15 protein-coding genes are annotated in these 18,313 nt (G+C 72.1%); 3 read left to right on the plus strand and 12 right to left on the minus strand.

Annotated elements, in window-relative coordinates:
- Positions 1 to 76: 76 nt before the first annotated feature.
- The 4 genes from infB to rimP all read right to left on the minus strand — a co-directional run bounded on the left by infB (position 77) and on the right by rimP (position 5,249).
- Positions 77 to 3,163, minus strand: a complete 3,087-nt coding sequence (gene infB, locus BLW14_RS07780; protein ID WP_093705666.1) for a translation initiation factor IF-2 — start codon at positions 3,161 to 3,163, stop codon at positions 77 to 79.
- 147 nt (positions 3,164 to 3,310) lie between these two features.
- The gene (locus BLW14_RS07785) at positions 3,311 to 3,589 is read right to left on the minus strand and encodes a YlxR family protein (protein ID WP_177153917.1); all 279 of its coding nucleotides are present in this window, start codon (positions 3,587 to 3,589) and stop codon (positions 3,311 to 3,313) included.
- A gap of 119 nt (positions 3,590 to 3,708) precedes the next feature.
- Positions 3,709 to 4,749, minus strand: a complete 1,041-nt coding sequence (nusA, locus tag BLW14_RS07790; RefSeq protein ID WP_093705670.1) for a transcription termination factor NusA — start codon at positions 4,747 to 4,749, stop codon at positions 3,709 to 3,711.
- A 2-nt stretch (positions 4,750 to 4,751) separates the two neighbouring features.
- Entirely contained in the window at positions 4,752 to 5,249 is a 498-nt protein-coding gene (gene rimP / locus BLW14_RS07795) for a ribosome maturation factor RimP (RefSeq protein WP_093705671.1), read from the minus strand.
- Positions 5,250 to 5,424: 175 nt separating this feature from the next.
- Between rimP and BLW14_RS07800 the strand changes: the two genes are divergently transcribed.
- Genes BLW14_RS07800 through BLW14_RS07810 form a run of 3 tightly spaced genes read left to right on the plus strand, consistent with a single transcriptional unit; the run spans position 5,425 to position 7,423 of the window.
- Positions 5,425 to 5,976: a hypothetical protein gene (locus BLW14_RS07800; protein ID WP_093705673.1), complete on the plus strand. Its 552-nt coding sequence runs from the start codon at positions 5,425 to 5,427 to the stop codon at positions 5,974 to 5,976.
- Positions 5,973 to 6,455, plus strand: coding sequence for a ferritin-like domain-containing protein (locus BLW14_RS07805; RefSeq protein ID WP_093705675.1), 483 nt, complete (start codon positions 5,973 to 5,975; stop codon positions 6,453 to 6,455). Before BLW14_RS07800 ends, BLW14_RS07805 begins: the two co-directional genes overlap by 4 nt.
- 44 nt (positions 6,456 to 6,499) lie before the next feature.
- Positions 6,500 to 7,423 (plus strand): aminoglycoside phosphotransferase family protein, encoded by a 924-nt coding sequence (locus tag BLW14_RS07810; RefSeq protein ID WP_093705677.1) that lies wholly within the window; start codon positions 6,500 to 6,502, stop codon positions 7,421 to 7,423.
- Positions 7,424 to 7,481: 58 nt separating this feature from the next.
- Here the strand turns inward: BLW14_RS07810 and BLW14_RS07815 are convergent, their stop codons facing one another.
- From BLW14_RS07815 to BLW14_RS07850, 8 genes are all read right to left on the minus strand, one after another.
- Positions 7,482 to 9,185 carry a proline--tRNA ligase gene (locus BLW14_RS07815; protein WP_093705679.1) on the minus strand — a complete coding sequence of 568 codons (1,704 nt, stop codon included), beginning with the start codon at positions 9,183 to 9,185 and terminating at the stop codon, positions 7,482 to 7,484.
- A 73-nt stretch (positions 9,186 to 9,258) separates the two neighbouring features.
- Positions 9,259 to 9,825 (minus strand): GNAT family N-acetyltransferase, encoded by a 567-nt coding sequence (locus BLW14_RS07820; RefSeq protein ID WP_093705681.1) that lies wholly within the window; start codon positions 9,823 to 9,825, stop codon positions 9,259 to 9,261.
- A 40-nt stretch (positions 9,826 to 9,865) separates the two neighbouring features.
- Complete coding sequence (locus tag BLW14_RS07825; RefSeq protein WP_218137682.1) at positions 9,866 to 10,711, minus strand: GNAT family N-acetyltransferase; 846 nt, start codon at positions 10,709 to 10,711, stop codon at positions 9,866 to 9,868.
- A 162-nt stretch (positions 10,712 to 10,873) separates the two neighbouring features.
- Positions 10,874 to 12,028 (minus strand): flavodoxin-dependent (E)-4-hydroxy-3-methylbut-2-enyl-diphosphate synthase, encoded by a 1,155-nt coding sequence (gene ispG, locus BLW14_RS07830; protein WP_093705685.1) that lies wholly within the window; start codon positions 12,026 to 12,028, stop codon positions 10,874 to 10,876.
- A 187-nt stretch (positions 12,029 to 12,215) separates the two neighbouring features.
- Positions 12,216 to 13,526: a M50 family metallopeptidase gene (locus BLW14_RS07835; protein WP_093705687.1), complete on the minus strand. Its 1,311-nt coding sequence runs from the start codon at positions 13,524 to 13,526 to the stop codon at positions 12,216 to 12,218.
- Positions 13,523 to 14,776, minus strand: coding sequence for a 1-deoxy-D-xylulose-5-phosphate reductoisomerase (gene dxr, locus BLW14_RS07840; protein WP_093710672.1), 1,254 nt, complete (start codon positions 14,774 to 14,776; stop codon positions 13,523 to 13,525). The genes BLW14_RS07835 and dxr overlap by 4 nt, the downstream gene beginning before the upstream one ends.
- Before the next feature lie 86 nt (positions 14,777 to 14,862).
- Positions 14,863 to 16,137, minus strand: coding sequence for a 3-phosphoshikimate 1-carboxyvinyltransferase (aroA, locus tag BLW14_RS07845; protein ID WP_093705689.1), 1,275 nt, complete (start codon positions 16,135 to 16,137; stop codon positions 14,863 to 14,865).
- A 92-nt stretch (positions 16,138 to 16,229) separates the two neighbouring features.
- On the minus strand, positions 16,230 to 18,176 hold the full coding sequence (locus BLW14_RS07850) for an acyl-CoA dehydrogenase family protein (RefSeq protein WP_093705691.1): 1,947 nt from the start codon (positions 18,174 to 18,176) through the stop codon (positions 16,230 to 16,232).
- Positions 18,177 to 18,313: the final 137 nt, after the last annotated feature.

Raw genomic sequence — 18,313 nt, forward strand, 5'->3', positions numbered from 1 at the left:
GAACCGTACACGGAACGGCCGGGGCCGATCGACGGAAATAGGTCCCGTCGACCGGCCCCGACTGTTGAGGTACGGGTCAGCCTCGCGGCTTCTCGCGCATCTCGTACGTCGCGATGACGTCGTCGATCTTGATGTCGTTGAAGTTTCCGAGGTTGATACCGCCCTCGAAGCCTTCGCGGATCTCGGTGACGTCGTCCTTGAAGCGGCGCAGACCGGAGATGGTGAGGTTCTCCGCGACGACCTTGCCGTCGCGCAGCAGGCGCGCCTTGGTGTTGCGCTTGACCTCGCCGGACCGGACGAGCACACCGGCGATGTTGCCCAGCTTGGACGAGCGGAAGATCTCGCGGATCTCCGCCGTACCGAGCTCGACCTCTTCGTACTCCGGCTTGAGCATGCCCTTGAGGGCCGCCTCGATCTCCTCGATCGCCTGGTAGATGACCGAGTAGTAGCGGACGTCCACACCCTCGCGGTCGGCCATCTGCTGCGCACGCCCGGCGGCGCGCACGTTGAAGCCGATCACGATGGCGTCGGAGCCGGTCGCCAGGTCGATGTCCGACTCGGTGACCGCACCCACACCGCGGTGCAGGACCCGGATGTCGACCTCTTCACCGACGTCGAGCTGGAGCAGCGAGGACTCGAGAGCCTCCACCGAACCGGACGCGTCGCCCTTGATGATGAGGTTGAGCTCCTGGACCAGACCGGCCTTGAGCGCCTCGTCCAGGTTCTCCAGGGAGAACCGGACACCCTTGCGGGCGAAGTTGGCGTTGCGCTCGCGGGCGGCACGCTTCTCGGCGATCTGACGGGCCGTACGGTCCTCGTCGACCACCAGGAAGTTGTCGCCGGCGCCCGGGACGTTGGTGAGACCCAGCACGAGGACGGGGGTCGAGGGACCCGCTTCCTCGACGTTCTCGCCCTTGTCGTCGAGCATCGCGCGGACACGGCCGTAGGCGTCGCCGACCACCATCGTGTCGCCGACCCGCAGGGTGCCTCGCTGGACCAGGACGGTCGCGACGGCACCGCGGCCGCGGTCGAGGTGGGACTCGATCGCGATGCCCTGCGCGTCCTGGTCGGGGTTGGCCCGCAGGTCGAGCGAGGCGTCGGCGGTGAGGACGACGGCCTCCAGCAGCTGGTCGATGTGCAGACCCTGCTTGGCGGAGATGTCGACGAACATGGTGTCGCCGCCGTACTCCTCGGCCACCAGACCGAACTCGGTGAGCTGGCCGCGCACCTTGGTCGGGTCGGCGCCCTCGACGTCGATCTTGTTGACCGCGACCACGATCGGCACGTCGGCCGCCTTGGCGTGGTTCAGCGCCTCGATCGTCTGGGGCATCACACCGTCGTTCGCCGCCACCACGAGGATCGCGATGTCGGTGGACTTCGCACCACGGGCACGCATGGCGGTGAACGCCTCGTGACCCGGGGTGTCGATGAAGGTGATACGACGGTCCTCGCCGTTGACCTCGGCACCGACCTGGTACGCACCGATGTGCTGCGTGATGCCGCCGGCCTCGCCCGCGATGACGTTCGTCTTGCGGATGGCGTCGAGCAGCCGGGTCTTACCGTGGTCGACGTGACCCATGACGGTCACGACCGGCGGACGGGAGACCAGGGCCTCTTCGCCGCCCTCGTCCTCGCCGAACTCGATGTCGAAGGACTCGAGCAGCTCGCGGTCCTCCTCCTCCGGGCTGACGATCTCCAGGACGAAGTTCATCTCGTCCGCGAGGAGCTTCAGCGTCTCGTCGGAGACGGACTGCGTGGCCGTGACCATCTCGCCGAGGTTCATCATCACGCCGACGAGCGACGCCGGGTTGGCGTTGATCTTCTCGGCGAAGTCGGTGAGCGAGGCACCGCGCGACAGCCGGACGGCCTGTCCGTTGCCGCGAGGCAGCATCACGCCGCCGACCGACGGGGCCTGCATGGCCTCGTACTCCTGGCGCCTCTGCCGCTTCGACTTGCGGCCACGACGCGCGGGACCGCCGGGACGGCCGAAGGCGCCCTGCGTGCCACCGCGGCCACCGGGGCCGCCGGGACGGCCACCGAAGCCGGGACGGCCGCCGAAGCCACCGCCACCACCGGGACGGCCCGCGCCGCCACCGCCGCCGCCACCGGGACGGCCGGCGAAGCCGCCGCCACCGCCGCCGGGACCGGCCGGACGGCCCGCGAAGCCGCCGCCACCGGGACGACCGGCGCCGCCCGGACGACCGCCGCCACCGGGACCGCGGCCACCGCCGGGGCCACCACCGGGACGAGGACCGGCAGCGGGACGCTGCGGCATCATGCCCGGGTTCGGACGGTTACCACCGGGAGCACCGCCCGGACGGGGCGCCTGCGGCCGGGGCATGCCGCCCGGGCTCGGACGGGCGCCGCCCTGGCCCTGGGGGCGCGGGGCGCCACCGGGGCCGCCCTGCGGACGCGGGGCGCCGGGACGCTCCTGGCCGCCACCGGGACGCGGGGCGCCGCCGGGACGGGGTGCCTGCGGACGGGACATGCCCGTCGAGCCACCGGAGGTGAAGGGGTTGTTGCCCGGACGGGGACCGGCCGGACGTGCGCCACCGGGTCGCGGGGCGCCCTGGCCGGCGGGACGCGCGGGGCGCTCGCCGCCGCGCTGGCCACCGTCGCGCTGACCGCCGTCACGCTGGCCGCCGCCCTGCTGACCGGCCGGAGCCGGACGCGCGGGACGGGGGCCGGGGGTCGCGCCGGTGGGGCGCGGCGCCTGCGGCGTGGACGGCTGGGCCGGGGCCGGAGCCGAGAACTCCGCGGCGGGCACCGGGGCGACCGGGGCCTTCGGCGCGGGCTTCGGGCCCGGACGCGGGCCGGGGGCCGGCGCCGACGGGGCGGAGGGGGTGCTGCTCGGGGCCTCGGCGGCGGCCGGCTTGGGTGCCGGGGCGCCGGGCTTCGGGGCAGCGGGACGTGCCGCGGCGGCCGGAGACGGCGCCGCGGGCTTGGCGGGGGCGGCCTTGCGGGGCGCTCCCGGCTTGGCAGCGGGCTTGCCGGCGTTGCCGCCGGGCCCCTGCAGTGCGTCAGTCAACTTGCGCACGACCGGCGCCTCGATCGTCGAGGACGCCGAACGGACGAATTCACCGAGTTCTTGGAGCTTGGCCATGACGACCTTGCTCTCCACACCGAACTCCTTGGCGAGTTCGTATACCCGGACCTTAGCCACTTCGCTCCTTTTAGGTCCGGGTTACCGCCGGACCGTCGCTACTTCATGGGCGTACTCATCGCGTACTCATCGAGTGCTCATCGCAATCTCGACCTACTTCCAACTCGCGAGGTACCTGACCGCACGGGGACCCGTGCCGTTCATTTCTTACGATGTCACCCGCTCGACGAACCGCTGTACCGCGGCGGGGTCGAACGGCCCCTTGGCCTTGAAGGCCCGGGGGAACGCCCGGCGGCGAACCGCCAGGTCCAGACAGCCGGGGACGGGATGCACGTACGCACCCCGGCCGGGCAGCGTACCGCGAGGATCGGGGGCGCAGGCGTCCCCGTCCGCGACGATGCGCAGCAACTCGTACTTGGCCGCCCGCTCCCGGCATCCCACACAGGTTCGCTCAGGGCAAGCGCGGGCGTACGTCCGGCCAGACACGGTTAAGTCTACCTCCCCGCACCGACCTCACCCCTTCGGGGCAAAAATCGAACGGACGTTGTCGTGATCTCAGCGGCCTGTCGACGTGATCTATTCCCCCGGGGCCGCCCGGCGCCTCGTCAGCGCCGCTCGGAACGCTCCCGGGCCCGCTCGGCGCGCTCGCGGTCGGCGACGTCGCGCTCGGCGTCGGTCTCGGTGTCCGGGCGGATGTCGATGCGCCAGCCGGTGAGGCGGGCGGCGAGGCGGGCGTTCTGCCCCTCCTTGCCGATCGCCAGCGAGAGCTGGTAGTCCGGCACGGTCACCCGGGCGGAACGGGCACCGAGGTCCACGACCTCGACCTCGCTCACCCGTGCGGGTGACAACGCGTTGGCGACCATCTCCGCCGGGTCGTCCGACCAGTCGACAATGTCGATCTTCTCACCGTGCAGCTCGGCCATCACGTTGCGCACGCGTCCGCCCATCGGGCCGATGCAGGCGCCCTTGGCGTTGAGCCCGGAACGCGTCGAGCGGACGGCGATCTTGGTGCGGTGGCCGGCCTCGCGGGCGATCGCGCAGATCTCGACGGAACCGTCGGCGATCTCCGGGACCTCCAGCGCGAAGAGCTTCTTCACCAGGTTGGGGTGGGTGCGCGACAGCGTGACGGAGGGGCCGCGCACGCCCTTGGCGACGCGCACGACGTAGGTGCGCAGCCGCAGGCCGTGGGTGTACTGCTCGCCCGGGACCTGCTCCTGCACCGGCAGGATGGCCTCCAGCTTGCCGATGTCGACCAGGACGTTCTTCGGGTCCTTGCCCTGCTGGACGACGCCGGTGACGACATCGCCCTCGTGGCCGGCGTACTCGCCGAACGTGCGGTCGTCCTCGGCGTCGCGCAGACGCTGGAGGATGACCTGCTTGGCGGTGGTGGCGGCGATCCGGCCGAAGCCCGACGGGGTGTCGTCGAACTCCTTGGGCTCCTGCCCCTCCTCCAGGTCGGCCGGGTCCTCCTTGGCCCACACCGTCACATGGCCGCGCTCGTCCAGCTCGACCCGCGCCCGGCGGTGGCTGCCGTCGGTGCGGTGGTACGCGATGAGGAGGGCCGACTCGATCGCCTCGACGAGGACGTCGAACGGGATCCCCTTGTCCTGCGCCAAGCCCTTCAGGAGCTTCACGTCGATGTCCACGGCTACGCCTCCTCTTCCTTCTTGTCCTTGCGGTTGAATTCCAGCTCCACGCGGGCCTTGGCGATCTCGTCGAAGGCGATCCGGCGGGCGGTGGGCTTGCGGCCCTTGACGCCCGGCACCTCCAGGTCGAGACCGTCCTCGTCGACCGCGAGGATGCGAGCCACCAGCTCGCCGCCCTCGCGCAGGGTCAGCCTGGCCAGCCGGCCGGTGTTCCGTACGTAGTGGCGGTGCTCCGTCAACGGGCGGTCGGCCCCGGGGGAACTGACCTCCAGGACGTACTCGTCCTCGCCCATCGCGTCGGTCTCGTCGAGCTTCGCGGAGATCGACCGGCTCAGCTCGGCGCAGGCGTCGAGCTCGACACCCTCGTCGGAGTCCACGACGATCCGCAGCACCCTGCGGCGGCCTGCCCGGGAGACTTCGATCTCTTCCAGCTCCAGCTGCTCGGCGCTGACGAGCGGTTCGACCAGCCCGCGCAGCCTCTCGCTCTGGGTGGTGCTCATCCGGGTGACTCCTCGGCCGCGTGTGCTGTTGTGGGTATCTCGCGTGTCTGGTCAAAGGGTATCCGGTCGCAAGGGGTGTTGCTGTCAGCCGGTCCCCCGGGCACGGGTACGCTCACAGGCGGTGATCACTTCCGGACAGATCCAGTCAAGACAGGTCCAGCCCGAAGGAGAACAAGTGCGGCCTACGGGGACGACGCGCAGGGGCGCGCTCGCGGCGACGGGCGCGCTCGCCGCCGGGGCGGTGCTGGCGGCCTGCGGAAGCGACACCGACGACACGGCCGGCGCCCGCAAGGGCTCCGCGCACGGCAGCGCCCGGACCGCCGCCGACGGCACGTCGTCGGCGCGTACGGAGAAGGCGCTGCGCACCAGCGCCTCGCACACCACGGCCACCCTGCTCGCCCGTTACGAGAGCGTGCTCCGGACCCATCCGTCGACGGCGGCCGGGCTCACACCCCTGCGCGACGCCGTCCGCGCCCACCTGGCGGCCGTCTCCCCCGGCAAGGCTCCCGCGCCCGGCACGGCCCCCTCACCGGCCACCGGAGCGGCAGCCGCACCCGCCGCCGCGGTCAAGGAGCTGTCCGCCGCGGAGCGCACCGCGGCGGACACGTACACCGCGCTGCTCGCGGAGGCCCCCGGTGAGCTGGCCCGGCTGCTGGCCTCGGTCGCCGCCGCCTGCGCCGCGCACGCCTACCTGCTGACCGACCTGGCCAAGGAGACCCCGGCATGAGCGACGGCAAGAGCGACGGCGTCCTGGAGGCGGCCCAGGCGGCGCTGGCCGCCGAGCACGCCGCCGTCTACGGCTACGGGGTCGCCGGCGGCCGGGTCGCCGCGGCCCGCCGGCCCGAGGCGACCGCCGCGCACCACGCCCACCGCGCCCGCCGGGACGCCCTGGTGCGCACGGTCCGGGACCTGGGTGGTGAGCCGGTGGCCTCGGACGCCGCGTACGCTCTGCCGTTCGCGGTGCCGGACTCGGCTGCCGCGGTGCGTCTCGCCGCCGTGCTGGAGGACCGCGTCGCGTACGTCTACTCCGACCTGGTCCGGGCCGCCGACGGCTCGCTTCGGCGCACCGCCGCCGACGCGCTGCGGGAGGCCGCGGTACGCGCGGCGCGCTGGCGGGGCACCGGCGTACCCTTTCCCGGGCTCGCGGAGCGGGCCGGGGCGAGGGCCGGGACGGACACGCGGGCCGGGGCCGCCACCGCGCACTGAAAGAGGGCGCGCACGAGAAGGCTCTGAAAGGGAACACAGCACGTATGGGTTTTGAACCGCCGCAGCGCCTGGTACGAGCGCTCGGTGAGTCGTACGGGGATACGGCCGCCGGGGACTGGCTCGCGGGGCTTCCCGCACGCACCGAACAGGCACTGGCCGCGACCGGGCGGGCCCCGGTCGTGGAGCGGGTCGCCGCCCCCGGCGGGCGCAGCAGTCTGGTCCTGCTGGTCCGGGGGGCCGACGGCACCCCGGCCGCCCTGAAGCTCGCCCCGTCCGGGGCCGCACCGGAGCTGGAGCTGGCGGCGCTGGCGCACTGGAACGGCTGGGGCGCGGTACGGCCGCTCGACCCCGCGGACGGCGGGCGTCCCGTCGAGGGCGCGCTGCTGCTGGAGCGGCTGCACCCGGAGATGTCGCTGCGGTCGCTGCCGGAGGCGAAGGCGCTGCTGGAGGCGGCCGGGACCGTGCGGCGGCTGTGGGTCGACCCGCCGGCCGGGCACGGCTTCGAGACGGTCGCCGAGCGGACCGGGCGACGCGTGGACGCCATGCGCGCCGCCGCCGCGTCCGACCCGGCGCTGGAGCCGATGGTCACGGCGGCGCTGGCGGCGCGCGAGGAACTGGTCGCCGGCTCCTCCGAGACGCTGCTGCTGCACGGCAACTTCCGGCAGAGCAAGGTGCTCGCGGGCGAGCGGGCGCCCTGGCTGACGGTCGGGCCCGAGCCGCTGGTCGGTGAGCGGGCCTACGATCTGGCGCGGCTGGTCCGGGACCGGGTCGAGGACCTGATCGCCTCGCCCGCCGGGGCGGCGACGGCCCGGCGCCGGATCAAGAAGCTCGCGGACTCCCTGGAGGTGGACCAGGAGCGGCTGCACGGCTGGACGCTGTTCCGGGCCGTGGAGTCGGGCACCAGGGCGCTGGCGGCCGGGCGCAGCCAGGAGGGCGAAGTGACGCTGGAGTTCGCGGGCTGGCTGTAGGCGCGTACGTGAAAGGGCCCCGCACGGAGCGTTCCGTGCGGGGCCCTTGCGCGCGGGATCAGTCCTGCTGCTGCGTCAGGCGGGCGATCGCCTCGTCGACGGTCAGCTCCTCGCGCTCGCCGGTGCGGCGGTCCTTCAGCTCCAGGACGCCCTCGGCCGAGCGGCGGCCGGCGACCAGGATCTTCGGGACGCCGATCAGCTCGGAGTCGGTGAACTTGACGCCGGGCGAGACACCGGCGCGGTCGTCGACCAGGACGCGCAGGCCGGCGGCGCCCAGCTTCTCGGAGACGTCGAGGGCCAGTTCGGTCTGGAGGGCCTTGCCTGCGGCGACCACGTGGACGTCGGCCGGGGCGACCTCGCGGGGCCAGCACAGGCCCTTGTCGTCGGCGGTCTGCTCGGCGAGGGCGGCCACCGCGCGGGAGACGCCGATGCCGTACGAGCCCATCGTGACGCGGACGGGCTTGCCCTGCTGGCCGAGCACGTCGAGCGCGAAGATGTCGGCGTACTTGCGGCCGAGCTGGAAGATGTGGCCGATCTCGATGGCGCGGTCGACCTGGAGGCCGGTGCCGCACTTGGGGCAGGGGTCGCCCGCCTCGACGACGACGACGTCCAGGTAGTCGTCCACCTCGAAGTCGCGGCCCGCGACGACGTTCTTCGCGTGCTTGCCGTCCTTGTTGGCGCCGGTGATCCAGGCGGTGCCGGCGGCGACGCGGGGGTCGGCGATGTAGCGGACCTTCTCCAGGCCCTGGGGGCCGACGTAACCGCGTACGAGGTCGGGGCGGCCCACGAAGTCCTCGGCGGTGACCAGCTCGACGACGGCCGGCGCCAGGTGCTCGCCGAGCTTGCCGAGGTCGACCTCGCGGTCACCGGGCACGCCCACGGCGACGATCTCGCCGTCCACCTTGACCAGCAGGTTCTTCAGCGTGGCGGAGGCCGGGACGCCGAGGTGGGCGGCCAGGGTCTCGATGGTCGGGGTGTCGGGGGTGTCCAGCTCCTCGACGGGCCCGATGCCCGAGGCGTCGCCGGCGGTGGCGTTGAACGTCACGGCCTCGGTGTTGGCGGCGTAGTCGCAGTTCGGGCAGTCGACGAAGGTGTCCTCGCCTGCGGGGGCCGGGGCCAGGAACTCCTCGGAGGCGGAGCCGCCCATGGCGCCCGAGACCGCGGAGACGATGCGGTGGTCAAGGCCGAGCCGCTCGAAGATCCGGATGTACGCGGCGCGGTGCAGCTGGTACGCCTCGACCAGGCCCTCGTCGGTGGTGTCGAAGGAGTACGAGTCCTTCATCTGGAACTCGCGGCCGCGCAGCACACCGGCGCGGGGGCGGGCCTCGTCGCGGTACTTCGTCTGGATCTGGTACAGGATGACCGGCAGGTCCTTGTAGGACGAGCACATGTCCTTGACGACCTGGGTGAAGATCTCCTCGTGCGTGGGGCCGAGGAGGTAGTCCGAGCCCTTGCGGTCCTGGAGGCGGAACAGCAGGTCGCCGTACTCGTCGTACCGGCCGCTGGCCTCGTAGGGGTCCTTGGGCAGGAGCGCGGGGAGCAGGACCTCCTGGCCGCCGATCGCGTCCATCTCCTCGCGGACGACGCGGATGACGTTCTCCAGGACCTTCTTGCCGAGCGGCAGCCAGGACCAGATTCCGGCGGCGGTGCGTCGTACGTAGCCGGCTCGGACGAGGAGCTTGTGGTTGAGCGTCTCGGCGTCCGCCGGGTCGTCGCGCAGTGTCTTGATCATCAATCGGGACATGCGCTGGACCTGGGCCATGGTGAACTCCTGCTCGGAAGGGTGATGAGCCCGAGGTTAGCGGGGCGGCCCGTGCGGGCGGAAATCCATTCCCTCACGTACGGAGCAGTGGCAGGGGTGCTCCCATCACCGCGTACGGCTTGGGGGCGCTGGGGAAGACGACCTGGCGGGCCAGGTCCTGGTAGCCGAGCGAGTGGTACAGGCCGCGTGCCGGGCTGTCCGTGTCGATGGCGGAGAGGATCGAGCGGGGCTCCGGGACGGCGTCGGTGAGGGTGGTGATCAGAGCGCGGCCGAGGCCCTGGTTCTGGAAGTCCGGGTGCACGTGGAGTTCGGTGACCACGAAGGAGTCGTCGAGCCAGTGGGCGCCGCCGGTGGCGCGGAGGTAGGGCTCGACAACGGTGGACCACCAGTGGCCGCGCTCGTTGGGCATGCCGTAGACGAAGCCGACGAGCCGGTCCCGGGGGGTCAGGGCGCCGAGCGCGCGGGCGTGCGGGTGGTCGAGGTGCCGGAGCACGATGTGGCGGCGCACCTCGACCTCCTCGGCGCCCAGGCCGAAGGCGACGGCCTGTACGGCGAGCGCCTCGTCGACGCGTGCCGCGAGGTCGATCGGCCCGACCCGGACGCCGGTGGTGCGGGGGCCGCCCCCGGAAACTGCTGCCATGGACCGACCCTACTGTCCGGGCACCCGGGGTGGGGGCCGGTCAGAAGAGCACGCTCATGAAGGCGCCGGTCTCGCGGAAGCCGATGCGGCGGTAGGCCTTGCGTGCGGGGGTGTTGTAGTCGTTGACGTACAGGCTGACGATCGGGGCGACGTCAGTGAGCGCGTACCGCAGCACGGCGGCCATGCCGGTCTCGGAAAGGCCGCGGCCGCGGAATTCGGGGGCGACCCAGACGCCCTGGATCTGGCAGGCCTGCGGGGTGGTGGCGCCGATCTCCGCCTTGAAGACGACCTTGCCGTCGTCGATGCGGGCGAAGGAGCGGCCCGCGCCGATGAGTTCGGCGACCCGGGCCTGGTAGAGGAGTCCGCCGTCGCCGGCCAGCGGGGAGACGCCGACCTCCTCGGTGAACATGTCGACGCAGGCCGGCATCAGGATGTCCATCTCGTCCTTGCGGACGCGGCGGACGAGCGGGTCGGGCTCCACGTCGGCGGACGGGCTCTCGGTGACCATGAGGGGCTGGTTGGCGCGGACCTCGCGGGCGGGGCCCCAGCCGGGTTCGAGGAGCCGCCAGAGTTCGGCGGTGGGCTCGGCGGGCCCGACGATCGAGGAGCAGCGGCGGCCGGCCCGGCGGGCGCGGTCGGCGAAGGCGCGTACGGCTTCGGGGCCGGCGCAGATGGGGACGAGGTTGGCGCCCGAGTAGCACAGGGAGCGGAGCCGGCCGTCCTCGTACCAGCCCCACATCTCTCCGCCGAGGCGCCAGGGGTCGAGTCCGGCGATCTGGACGCGGGACGTCACGAAGGCGTTGACGACGGGCTCGCTCTCCAGGACGGCGAGGGCGGCGCCGAGGTCGCTGGGTTCGAGGACCCGGGTAGTGGTGTGCGTCAACACGAGGGGGCCTCACCATGCGGTCTGCTGATTTCCGCACTGTAACCGAAGAGCCCGGCCGACGCCGCACGTGCCCGGGAACGGCCGGATGCGGACGCCGTGACCCGCTCACGGACCGGCGCCCCGCCGAGGGTTCTCGGGGGGCGCCGGCGGGGTTCACGGGGGTCAGCTGATGGAGACCTCGGGCTCGCCGGAGGCGACGCCGTCCTTCTCCATCTGCTCGGCGATCTTCATGGCCTCTTCGATGAGGGTCTCCACGATCTTCGACTCGGGCACGGTCTTGATGACCTCGCCCTTGACGAAGATCTGGCCCTTGCCGTTGCCGGAGGCGACGCCGAGGTCGGCCTCGCGGGCCTCGCCGGGGCCGTTGACGACGCAGCCCATGACGGCGACGCGCAGCGGCACCTCCATGCCCTCCAGACCGGCGCTGACCTCGTCGGCGAGCTTGTAGACGTCGACCTGGGCGCGGCCGCAGGACGGGCAGGAGACGATCTCCAGGCGGCGCTGCCTGAGGTTCAGCGACTCCAGGATCTGGATGCCGACCTTGACCTCCTCGGCGGGCGGCGCGGAGAGCGAGACGCGGATGGTGTCGCCGATGCCCTCGCTGAGCAGGGCGCCGAAGGCGACGGCCGACTTGATGGTGCCCTGGAAGGCGGGGCCGGCCTCGGTGACGCCGAGGTGCAGCGGGTAGTCGCACTGGGCGGCGAGCTGGCGGTAGGCGTTGACCATCACGACGGGGTCGTTGTGCTTGACCGAGATCTTGATGTCGCGGAAGTCGTGCTCCTCGAAGAGCGACGCCTCCCAGAGGGCCGACTCGACGAGCGCCTCGGGGGTGGCCTTGCCGTACTTCTTGAGCAGCCGGGCGTCCAGCGAACCGGCGTTGACGCCGATCCGGATCGGGGTGCCGGCGTCCTTCGCGGCGCGCGCGATCTCCTTGACCTTGTCGTCGAACTGCTTGATGTTGCCGGGGTTCACGCGGACCGCGGCGCAGCCGGCGTCGATCGCGGCGAAGACGTACTTCGGCTGGAAGTGGATGTCCGCGATCACCGGGATCTGCGACTTCGACGCGATGATCTTCAGGGCGTCCGCGTCGTCCTGCGTCGGGCAGGCCACGCGCACGATCTGGCAGCCTGAGGCCGTGAGTTCGGCGATCTGCTGAAGGGTGGCGCCGATGTCGGACGTACGGGTGGTCGTCATCGACTGGACCGAGACGGGCGCGTCCCCGCCGACCGCGACCGATCCGACCTGGATCTTCCGGCTGACCCGCCGGTCGGCGAGCTTGGTCGGAACGGCGGGCATTCCGAGAGAAATCGCAGTCATGCGCTGAGCATCCCCAAGGTGTGGATCGAGGTCCCGGTATCGGCGGGCTCCGGCCTTCGAGGTTACGTCACCGGGGGCGGCCGGGAGCACACCGCGTCCGGCGCCGCACGGAATGTCGGCCCGGCCGGACGCGCCCCGCACACCGCCCGTCACTGGCGGTGCATCCGGCGCGTCCGGCCGGCGGCCGTCAGGTGAGCTTGACCGGGTTGACCACATCTGCGACGAGGACGAGCAGGGTGAAGCAGATGAAGACCCCGGCGACCACGTAGGCGACGGGCATCAGTTTGGCGACGTCGAACGGGCCCGGGTCGGGGCGCTTGAAGACGCGTGCCGTGTTCCGGCGCAGCGCCTCCCACAGGGCCCCCGCGATGTGGCCGCCGTCGAGCGGGAGCAGCGGCAGCATGTTGAAGAGGAACAGCGAGAGGTTGAAGCCGGCCAGCAGGAACAGCATCATCGCGATCTGGTTCTCCGCCGGGACGTCCAGCGTCATCACCTCGCCGCCGATGCGGGCCGCGCCGACGACGCCGACCGGGGAGTCCGCCGCGCGCTCGCCGTCGCCGAAGGCGGCGTCCCACAGGGCGGGGATCTTGGAGGGCAGGGCGATGATCGAGTCGACGCCGTTCTCCACCATGTCGCCCATGCGGACGACCGAGTCGCCGAAGGAGAGCGGGAGGATCTTCGTCTGGGCGGCGAAGCCGAGGTAGCCGGCCGTGACGAATTGACCGGCGACCGCCTCGCCGTGGGAGTCCTTCTTGGCGACGGCGTTCTTCAGGAGGACCGCGTGCAGGTCCTTCTCCTGACCGTCGCGCTCGACCGTGATGGTGGCGGGGCCGATGGTCTCGCGGATGCGGTCGGAGAGAGTGTCCCAGGAGTCCATCCGCTCGCCGTCGAAGGCGACGATCTTGTCGCCCTTCTTCAGCCCGGCGGCCTGCGCGGGCGAGACGGCGTCGGACTTCTCGCAGGTCTCGCGCTTGGCGCTCTGCGGGATGACGCACTTCTGGACGCCGGCGACCTCGGTGGTGTTGGTCTGGAAGCCGAAGGACATGGCGACGCCGAGGAAGATCACGACGGCCAGGACCAGGTTCATGAAGGGTCCGGCGAACATGACGATCACACGCTTCCACGGCTTGCGCGTGTAGAAGAGGCGCTTCTCGTCGCCCGGTTCCAGCTCCTCGAAGGCGGCGGATCTGGCGTCCTCGATCATGCCGCGCCAGGGCGAGGTGGAGCGCGCCTCCAGCTTGCCGTCGGCGCCGGGCGGGAACATCCCGATCATGCGGATGTAGCCGCCGGCCGGGATGGCCTTGATGCCGTACTCGGTGTCGCCCTTCTTGCGGGACCAGATGGTCGGGCCGAAGCCGACCATGTACTGGGGGACGCGGATGCCGAACAGCTTCGCCGTCGACAGGTGGCCGAGCTCGTGCCAGGCGATGGAGAACAGCAGGCCGAAGGCGAAGATCGCGATGCCGAGAATCGTCAGCAGGATCGTCGTCATGCTCATGCGCGTGCCTCCGCAGTGGCCTTGGCCGAGAGTTCCCGGGCCCGGGTCCGCGCCCAGGTCTCCGCTTCAAGGACGTCCGCCACGGTGAGAGAAGTTCCCGAGGCGGGCGTTCCGTGTTCGCCCACCACCGCGGTGACCGTGTCCATGATGCCGTTGAAGGGCAGCGCGCCGGACAGGAACGCGTCGACGCACTCCTCGTTGGCCGCGTTGAAGACGGCGGGCGCGGTGCCGCCGAGGGCGCCCACGTGCCGGGCGAGGCCGACGGACGGGAAGGCCTCGGTGTCGAGCGGGAAGAACTCCCAGGTCGACGCCTTCGTCCAGTCGAAGACGGGCGCCGCGTCCGGGACGCGCTGCGGCCAGCCGAGACCGATGGCGATCGGTCCGCCCATGTCGGGCGGGGTGCACTGGGCGAGGGTGGAGCCGTCGGTGAACTCGACCATCGAGTGCACGTACGACTGGGGGTGGACGACGACCTCGATACGGTCGAAGGGGATGTCGTAGAGCAGGTGCGCCTCGATGACTTCGAGGCCCTTGTTGACGAGGGTCGCCGAGTTGACGGTGATGACCGGGCCCATCGCCCAGGTGGGGTGCGCGAGGGCCTGCTCGCGGGTGACGTCGGCGAGCTCGCTCCTGGTCCGGCCGCGGAACGGACCGCCGGACGCGGTGACGACGAGCCGGCGCACATCGGCGCGGGTGCCGGACGCGAGGGCCTGGAAGAGCGCCGCGTGCTCCGAGTCGACGGGGATGATCTGCCCCGGGGCGGCCAGCGCCTTGACCAGGGGGCCGCCGACGATCAGGGACTCCTTGTTGGCGAGCGCCAGGGTGCGGCCGGCCTTCAGCGCGGCCAGGGTCGGGGCGAGGCCGATGGAGCCGGTGATGCCGTTCAGCACGGTGTGGCAGTCGCTCGCGGCCAGCTCGGTCGCCGCGTCGGGGCCCGCGAGGATCTCGGGGAGCGGCTCGGCCGTCCCGTACTCGTGCCGCAGCGCCTCGCGCAGGGCGGGCACGGCCTCGGGCGAGGCGACCGCGACCGTACGCACCTTGAGCAGGCGCGCCTGCTCGGCGAGGAGGCCGACCCGGCCGCCGGCCGCGGACAGCGCGGTGACGCGGAAGCGGTCGGGGTTGCGCAGCACCAGGTCGATGGCCTGGGTGCCGATGGACCCGGTGGAGCCGAGGAGGACGAGGTCCCGGCGGCCTTCGACGGCGTCGAAGACGAGGTGCGGGTCTGCGAGAGGGGCGGGGCTGTCGGTCATGGCCCCCATTGTCGCCGCTCGTTCTGTGTGCGGGGACAGGGCGTCCCGGATCGGCGCCGCGCGTGTCCCGTCCCCGCCCCTTCCCGTCAGCCGGTGGCGGTGGCGGTGGTGGCTGTGGCTGTGGCTGTGGCTGTGGCTGTGGCGAACGCCTCGTGGAAGCCGGGGAACGTCTTGCGTACGCAGCCGGGGTCGTCGAACGTGATGCCGGGGGTGCGCAGACCGGCGACGGCGAACGACATCACGATGCGGTGGTCGCCATGGGTCTCGATCTCCACGGGGCGGGGCGCACCGGGCTGGATCTCGATCCAGTCGGGGCCCGTGGCGACCGTGACACCCATGCGCCGCAGGTTGTCCGCGCACGCCTCCAGCCGGTCGCACTCCTTCACGCGGGTGTTGCCGACGTCCTCGATGCGTACGGGGCCCGAGGCGAAGGGGGCGATGGCGGCGAGCGTGGGCATGGTGTCGGAGATGTCGCGCATGTTGACGGTGAGGCCGCTCAGGATGCCGTCGGAGCGGACCGTGGTGGAGCCGGCGGTCATGTGTACGTCGGCGCCCATGCGGCGCAGGACGTCGGTGAAGCGCAGGTCTCCCTGGAGGGCGCCCCCGCCGAGTCCGGGGACGGTGATCTCGCGGCCGGTGAGGGCCGCCGCGGCGAAGAAGTAGCTCGCGGTGGAGGCGTCGGGTTCGACGGCGTAGGTGGTGGCGCGGTAGCCGCCGGGCGGGACGGTGAAGACGGTGTTCCCGGGGCCGCTCCGGGTGACCTCGACGCCGAAGGAGCGCATCATCGCGAGGGTGATCTCTATGTAGGGCGCCGAGACGAGGTCGGTGACGGTGATCCGCAGCCCGGTCTCCGTGAGCGGGCCGAGCATCAGCAGGGCGGTGAGGTACTGGCTGGACTGCCCGGCGTCCAGGGTGAGTTCGCCGCCCTTGATGCCGGCCGCCTCGATGCGCAGCGGGTGGTGGCCATCGGCCTCCTCGTGGCGCAGGTCTACGCCGAGGGTCCGCAGGGCCTCGGTCAGTGGGGCGAGGGGGCGGCGGCGCATCTGCGCGGAGGCGTCGAAGCGGTAGCTGCCGCGGGCGCCGGCCGCCGCGAGGGTCGGCAGGAAGCGGGCGGTGGTGGCGCCGTCCCGGCAGTAGACGTCGGCCTCGGTGGCGGCGGGCCCGGCCGGGCGCCCGGTGATGTGCCAGGCGTCCGCCTCCCGCTCGACCTCGTAGCCGAGTGCGGTCAGCCCGGCGGCGAACCCCTCGGTGTCGTCGGAGGCGAGGGGGCGTACGAGCGTGCTGCGGCCGTTCGCGGCGGCGGCCAGGAACAGGGCGCGCGCGGTGACGGACTTGGAGCCGGGGACATGGATGACGGTCACGGGCGTCCATCCTGCCGTGAACCGGGACGTGCGGCGGGGCGCGTCCAGCGACTGGACGCGCCCCGCGGTGCGCTGTGGTCCGGATCGGCGGCTCAGCGGATGGGCCGGTGCACGTTGTCCTTCGTGGCCGGGCCCGGGGTGGCGTCGGCGATCCAGGGGCCCTCGCCGCTCGGGTCGACGACGCCCTCCTCCAGCCAGCCGTACGTGCCGGACAGGACGCCGTCGACGACGCGCCGGTCCAGGTCGTCGGTGTTGGACCAGAGCCGGGTGAACAGCTCCTCGACGCGGATGCGGGCCTGCCGGCAGAAGGCGTCGGCGAGCTGGTACGCCTCGCGGCCGTGCTCGTCCGTGGCGCGCAGGTGCTCGGCGCGGACGCAGGCGGCGCTCATCGCGAAGAGTTCCGCGCCGATGTCGACGATCCGGCCGAGGAAGCCCTGCTTGGTCTCCATCCGGCCCTGCCAGCGGGACATGGCGTAGAAGGTGGAGCGGGCGAGCTTGCGCGAGGCCCGTTCGACGTACCGCAGATGCGTGGCCAGGTCCGGGTGGCCCGCCGGGTTGAACTCGGCGTAGGTGGTCGGGAGCCGGCCCGGTCCCGCGACGAGCTTCGGCAGCCACTTGGCGTAGAAGCCGGCCGCGTTGGCGCCCGCCCTCGCCTTGGCGGAGAGCGGCTTGTCGGGGTCGATGATGTCCCCGGCGACCTTGAGGTGGGCGTCGACGGCCTCGCGGGCGATCAGCAGGTGCATGATCTCCGTGGAGCCCTCGAAGATCCGGTTGATCCGCATGTCGCGGAGCATCTGCTCGGCGGGCACGGCCCGTTCGCCGCGGGCGGCGAGCGAGGCGGCGGTCTCGAAGCCGCGTCCGCCGCGGATCTGGACCAGTTCGTCAGCAATCAGGCAGCCCATCTCGGAGCCGTACAGCTTGGCGAGCGCCGCTTCGATGCGGATGTCGTTGCGGTTCTCGTCGGCCATCTGCGAGGAGAGGTCGACCACGGCTTCGAGGGCGAAGGTGGTCGCGGCGATGAAGGCGATCTTGGAGCCGACGGCCTCGTGCCGGGCGACCGGCCTGCCCCACTGCTCGCGGACGGCCGACCACTCGCGGGCGATCTTGAGGCACCACTTGCCGGAGCCGACGCACATCGCGGGCAGCGAGAGCCGGCCGGTGTTGAGCGTGGTGAGGGCGATCTTGAGCCCCGCACCCTCGGGTCCGATGCGGTTGGCGGCGGGGACGCGCACCTGGTGGAAGCGCGTGACACCGTTCTCGATGCCGCGCAGGCCCATGAAGGCGTTGCGGTGCTCGACGGTGATGCCCGGCGCGTCCGCCTCGACGACGAACGCGGTGATGCCGCCCTTGCTCTCCGGTGACTTCGGCACGCGTGCCATGACGACCAGCAGGTCCGCGACGACACCGTTGGTGGTCCACAGCTTCACGCCGTCGAGGACGTAGTCGTCCCCGTCCCGGACGGCGGTGGTGGCGAGCCGCGCGGGGTCGGAGCCCACGTCCGGCTCGGTGAGGAGGAACGCCGAGATGTCGGTACGGGCGAGCCGGGGCAGGAAGGCGTCCTTCTGCTCCTGGGTGCCGAAGGTCTTCAGCGGCTGGGGCACGCCGATCGACTGGTGGGCGGAGAGCAACGCGCCGATCGCGGGGCTCGCGGAGCCGGCCAGCGCGAGGGCCCGGTTGTAGTAGACCTGGGTCAGGCCGAGGCCGCCGTACTTGACGTCGATCTTCATGCCGAGCGCGCCGAGTTCCTTGAGGCCGTTCACGACCTCGTCGGGGATCTTCGCCTCGCGTTCGATGAGGGCGCTGTCGACCCGGGTCTCGCAGAACTCGCGTAGCCGGGCGAGGAACTCCTCGCCGCGCCGGACGTCCTCGCCGGCGGGCTGCGGATGTGGGTGGATCAGGTCCAGGCGGAAGCGGCCGAGGAAGAGTTCCTTGGCGAAACTGGGTTTGCGCCAGTCCTGTTCCCGCGCGTCCTCGGCGACCTGGCGCGCTTCGCGTTCGGTCACCTTGGGCGTGGGCTGTTGTGCGGATGGAGCGGACATGAGGGCTCACCTCGCCGCGTCGTCGGGTGGGTGGACCCGGCAGGCGCACGGGCGGCCCGGGGACCGTGAGCCGTGCGTACCTGTCCGGTTCTACTCGTCCGTATGTACCCGATTGCCGGCACCCCGACCAGCCCCGG

This window comes from Streptomyces sp. 2131.1 (assembly GCF_900105515.1).
GTDB classification, from domain to species: Bacteria; Actinomycetota; Actinomycetes; order Streptomycetales; family Streptomycetaceae; genus Streptomyces; species Streptomyces drozdowiczii.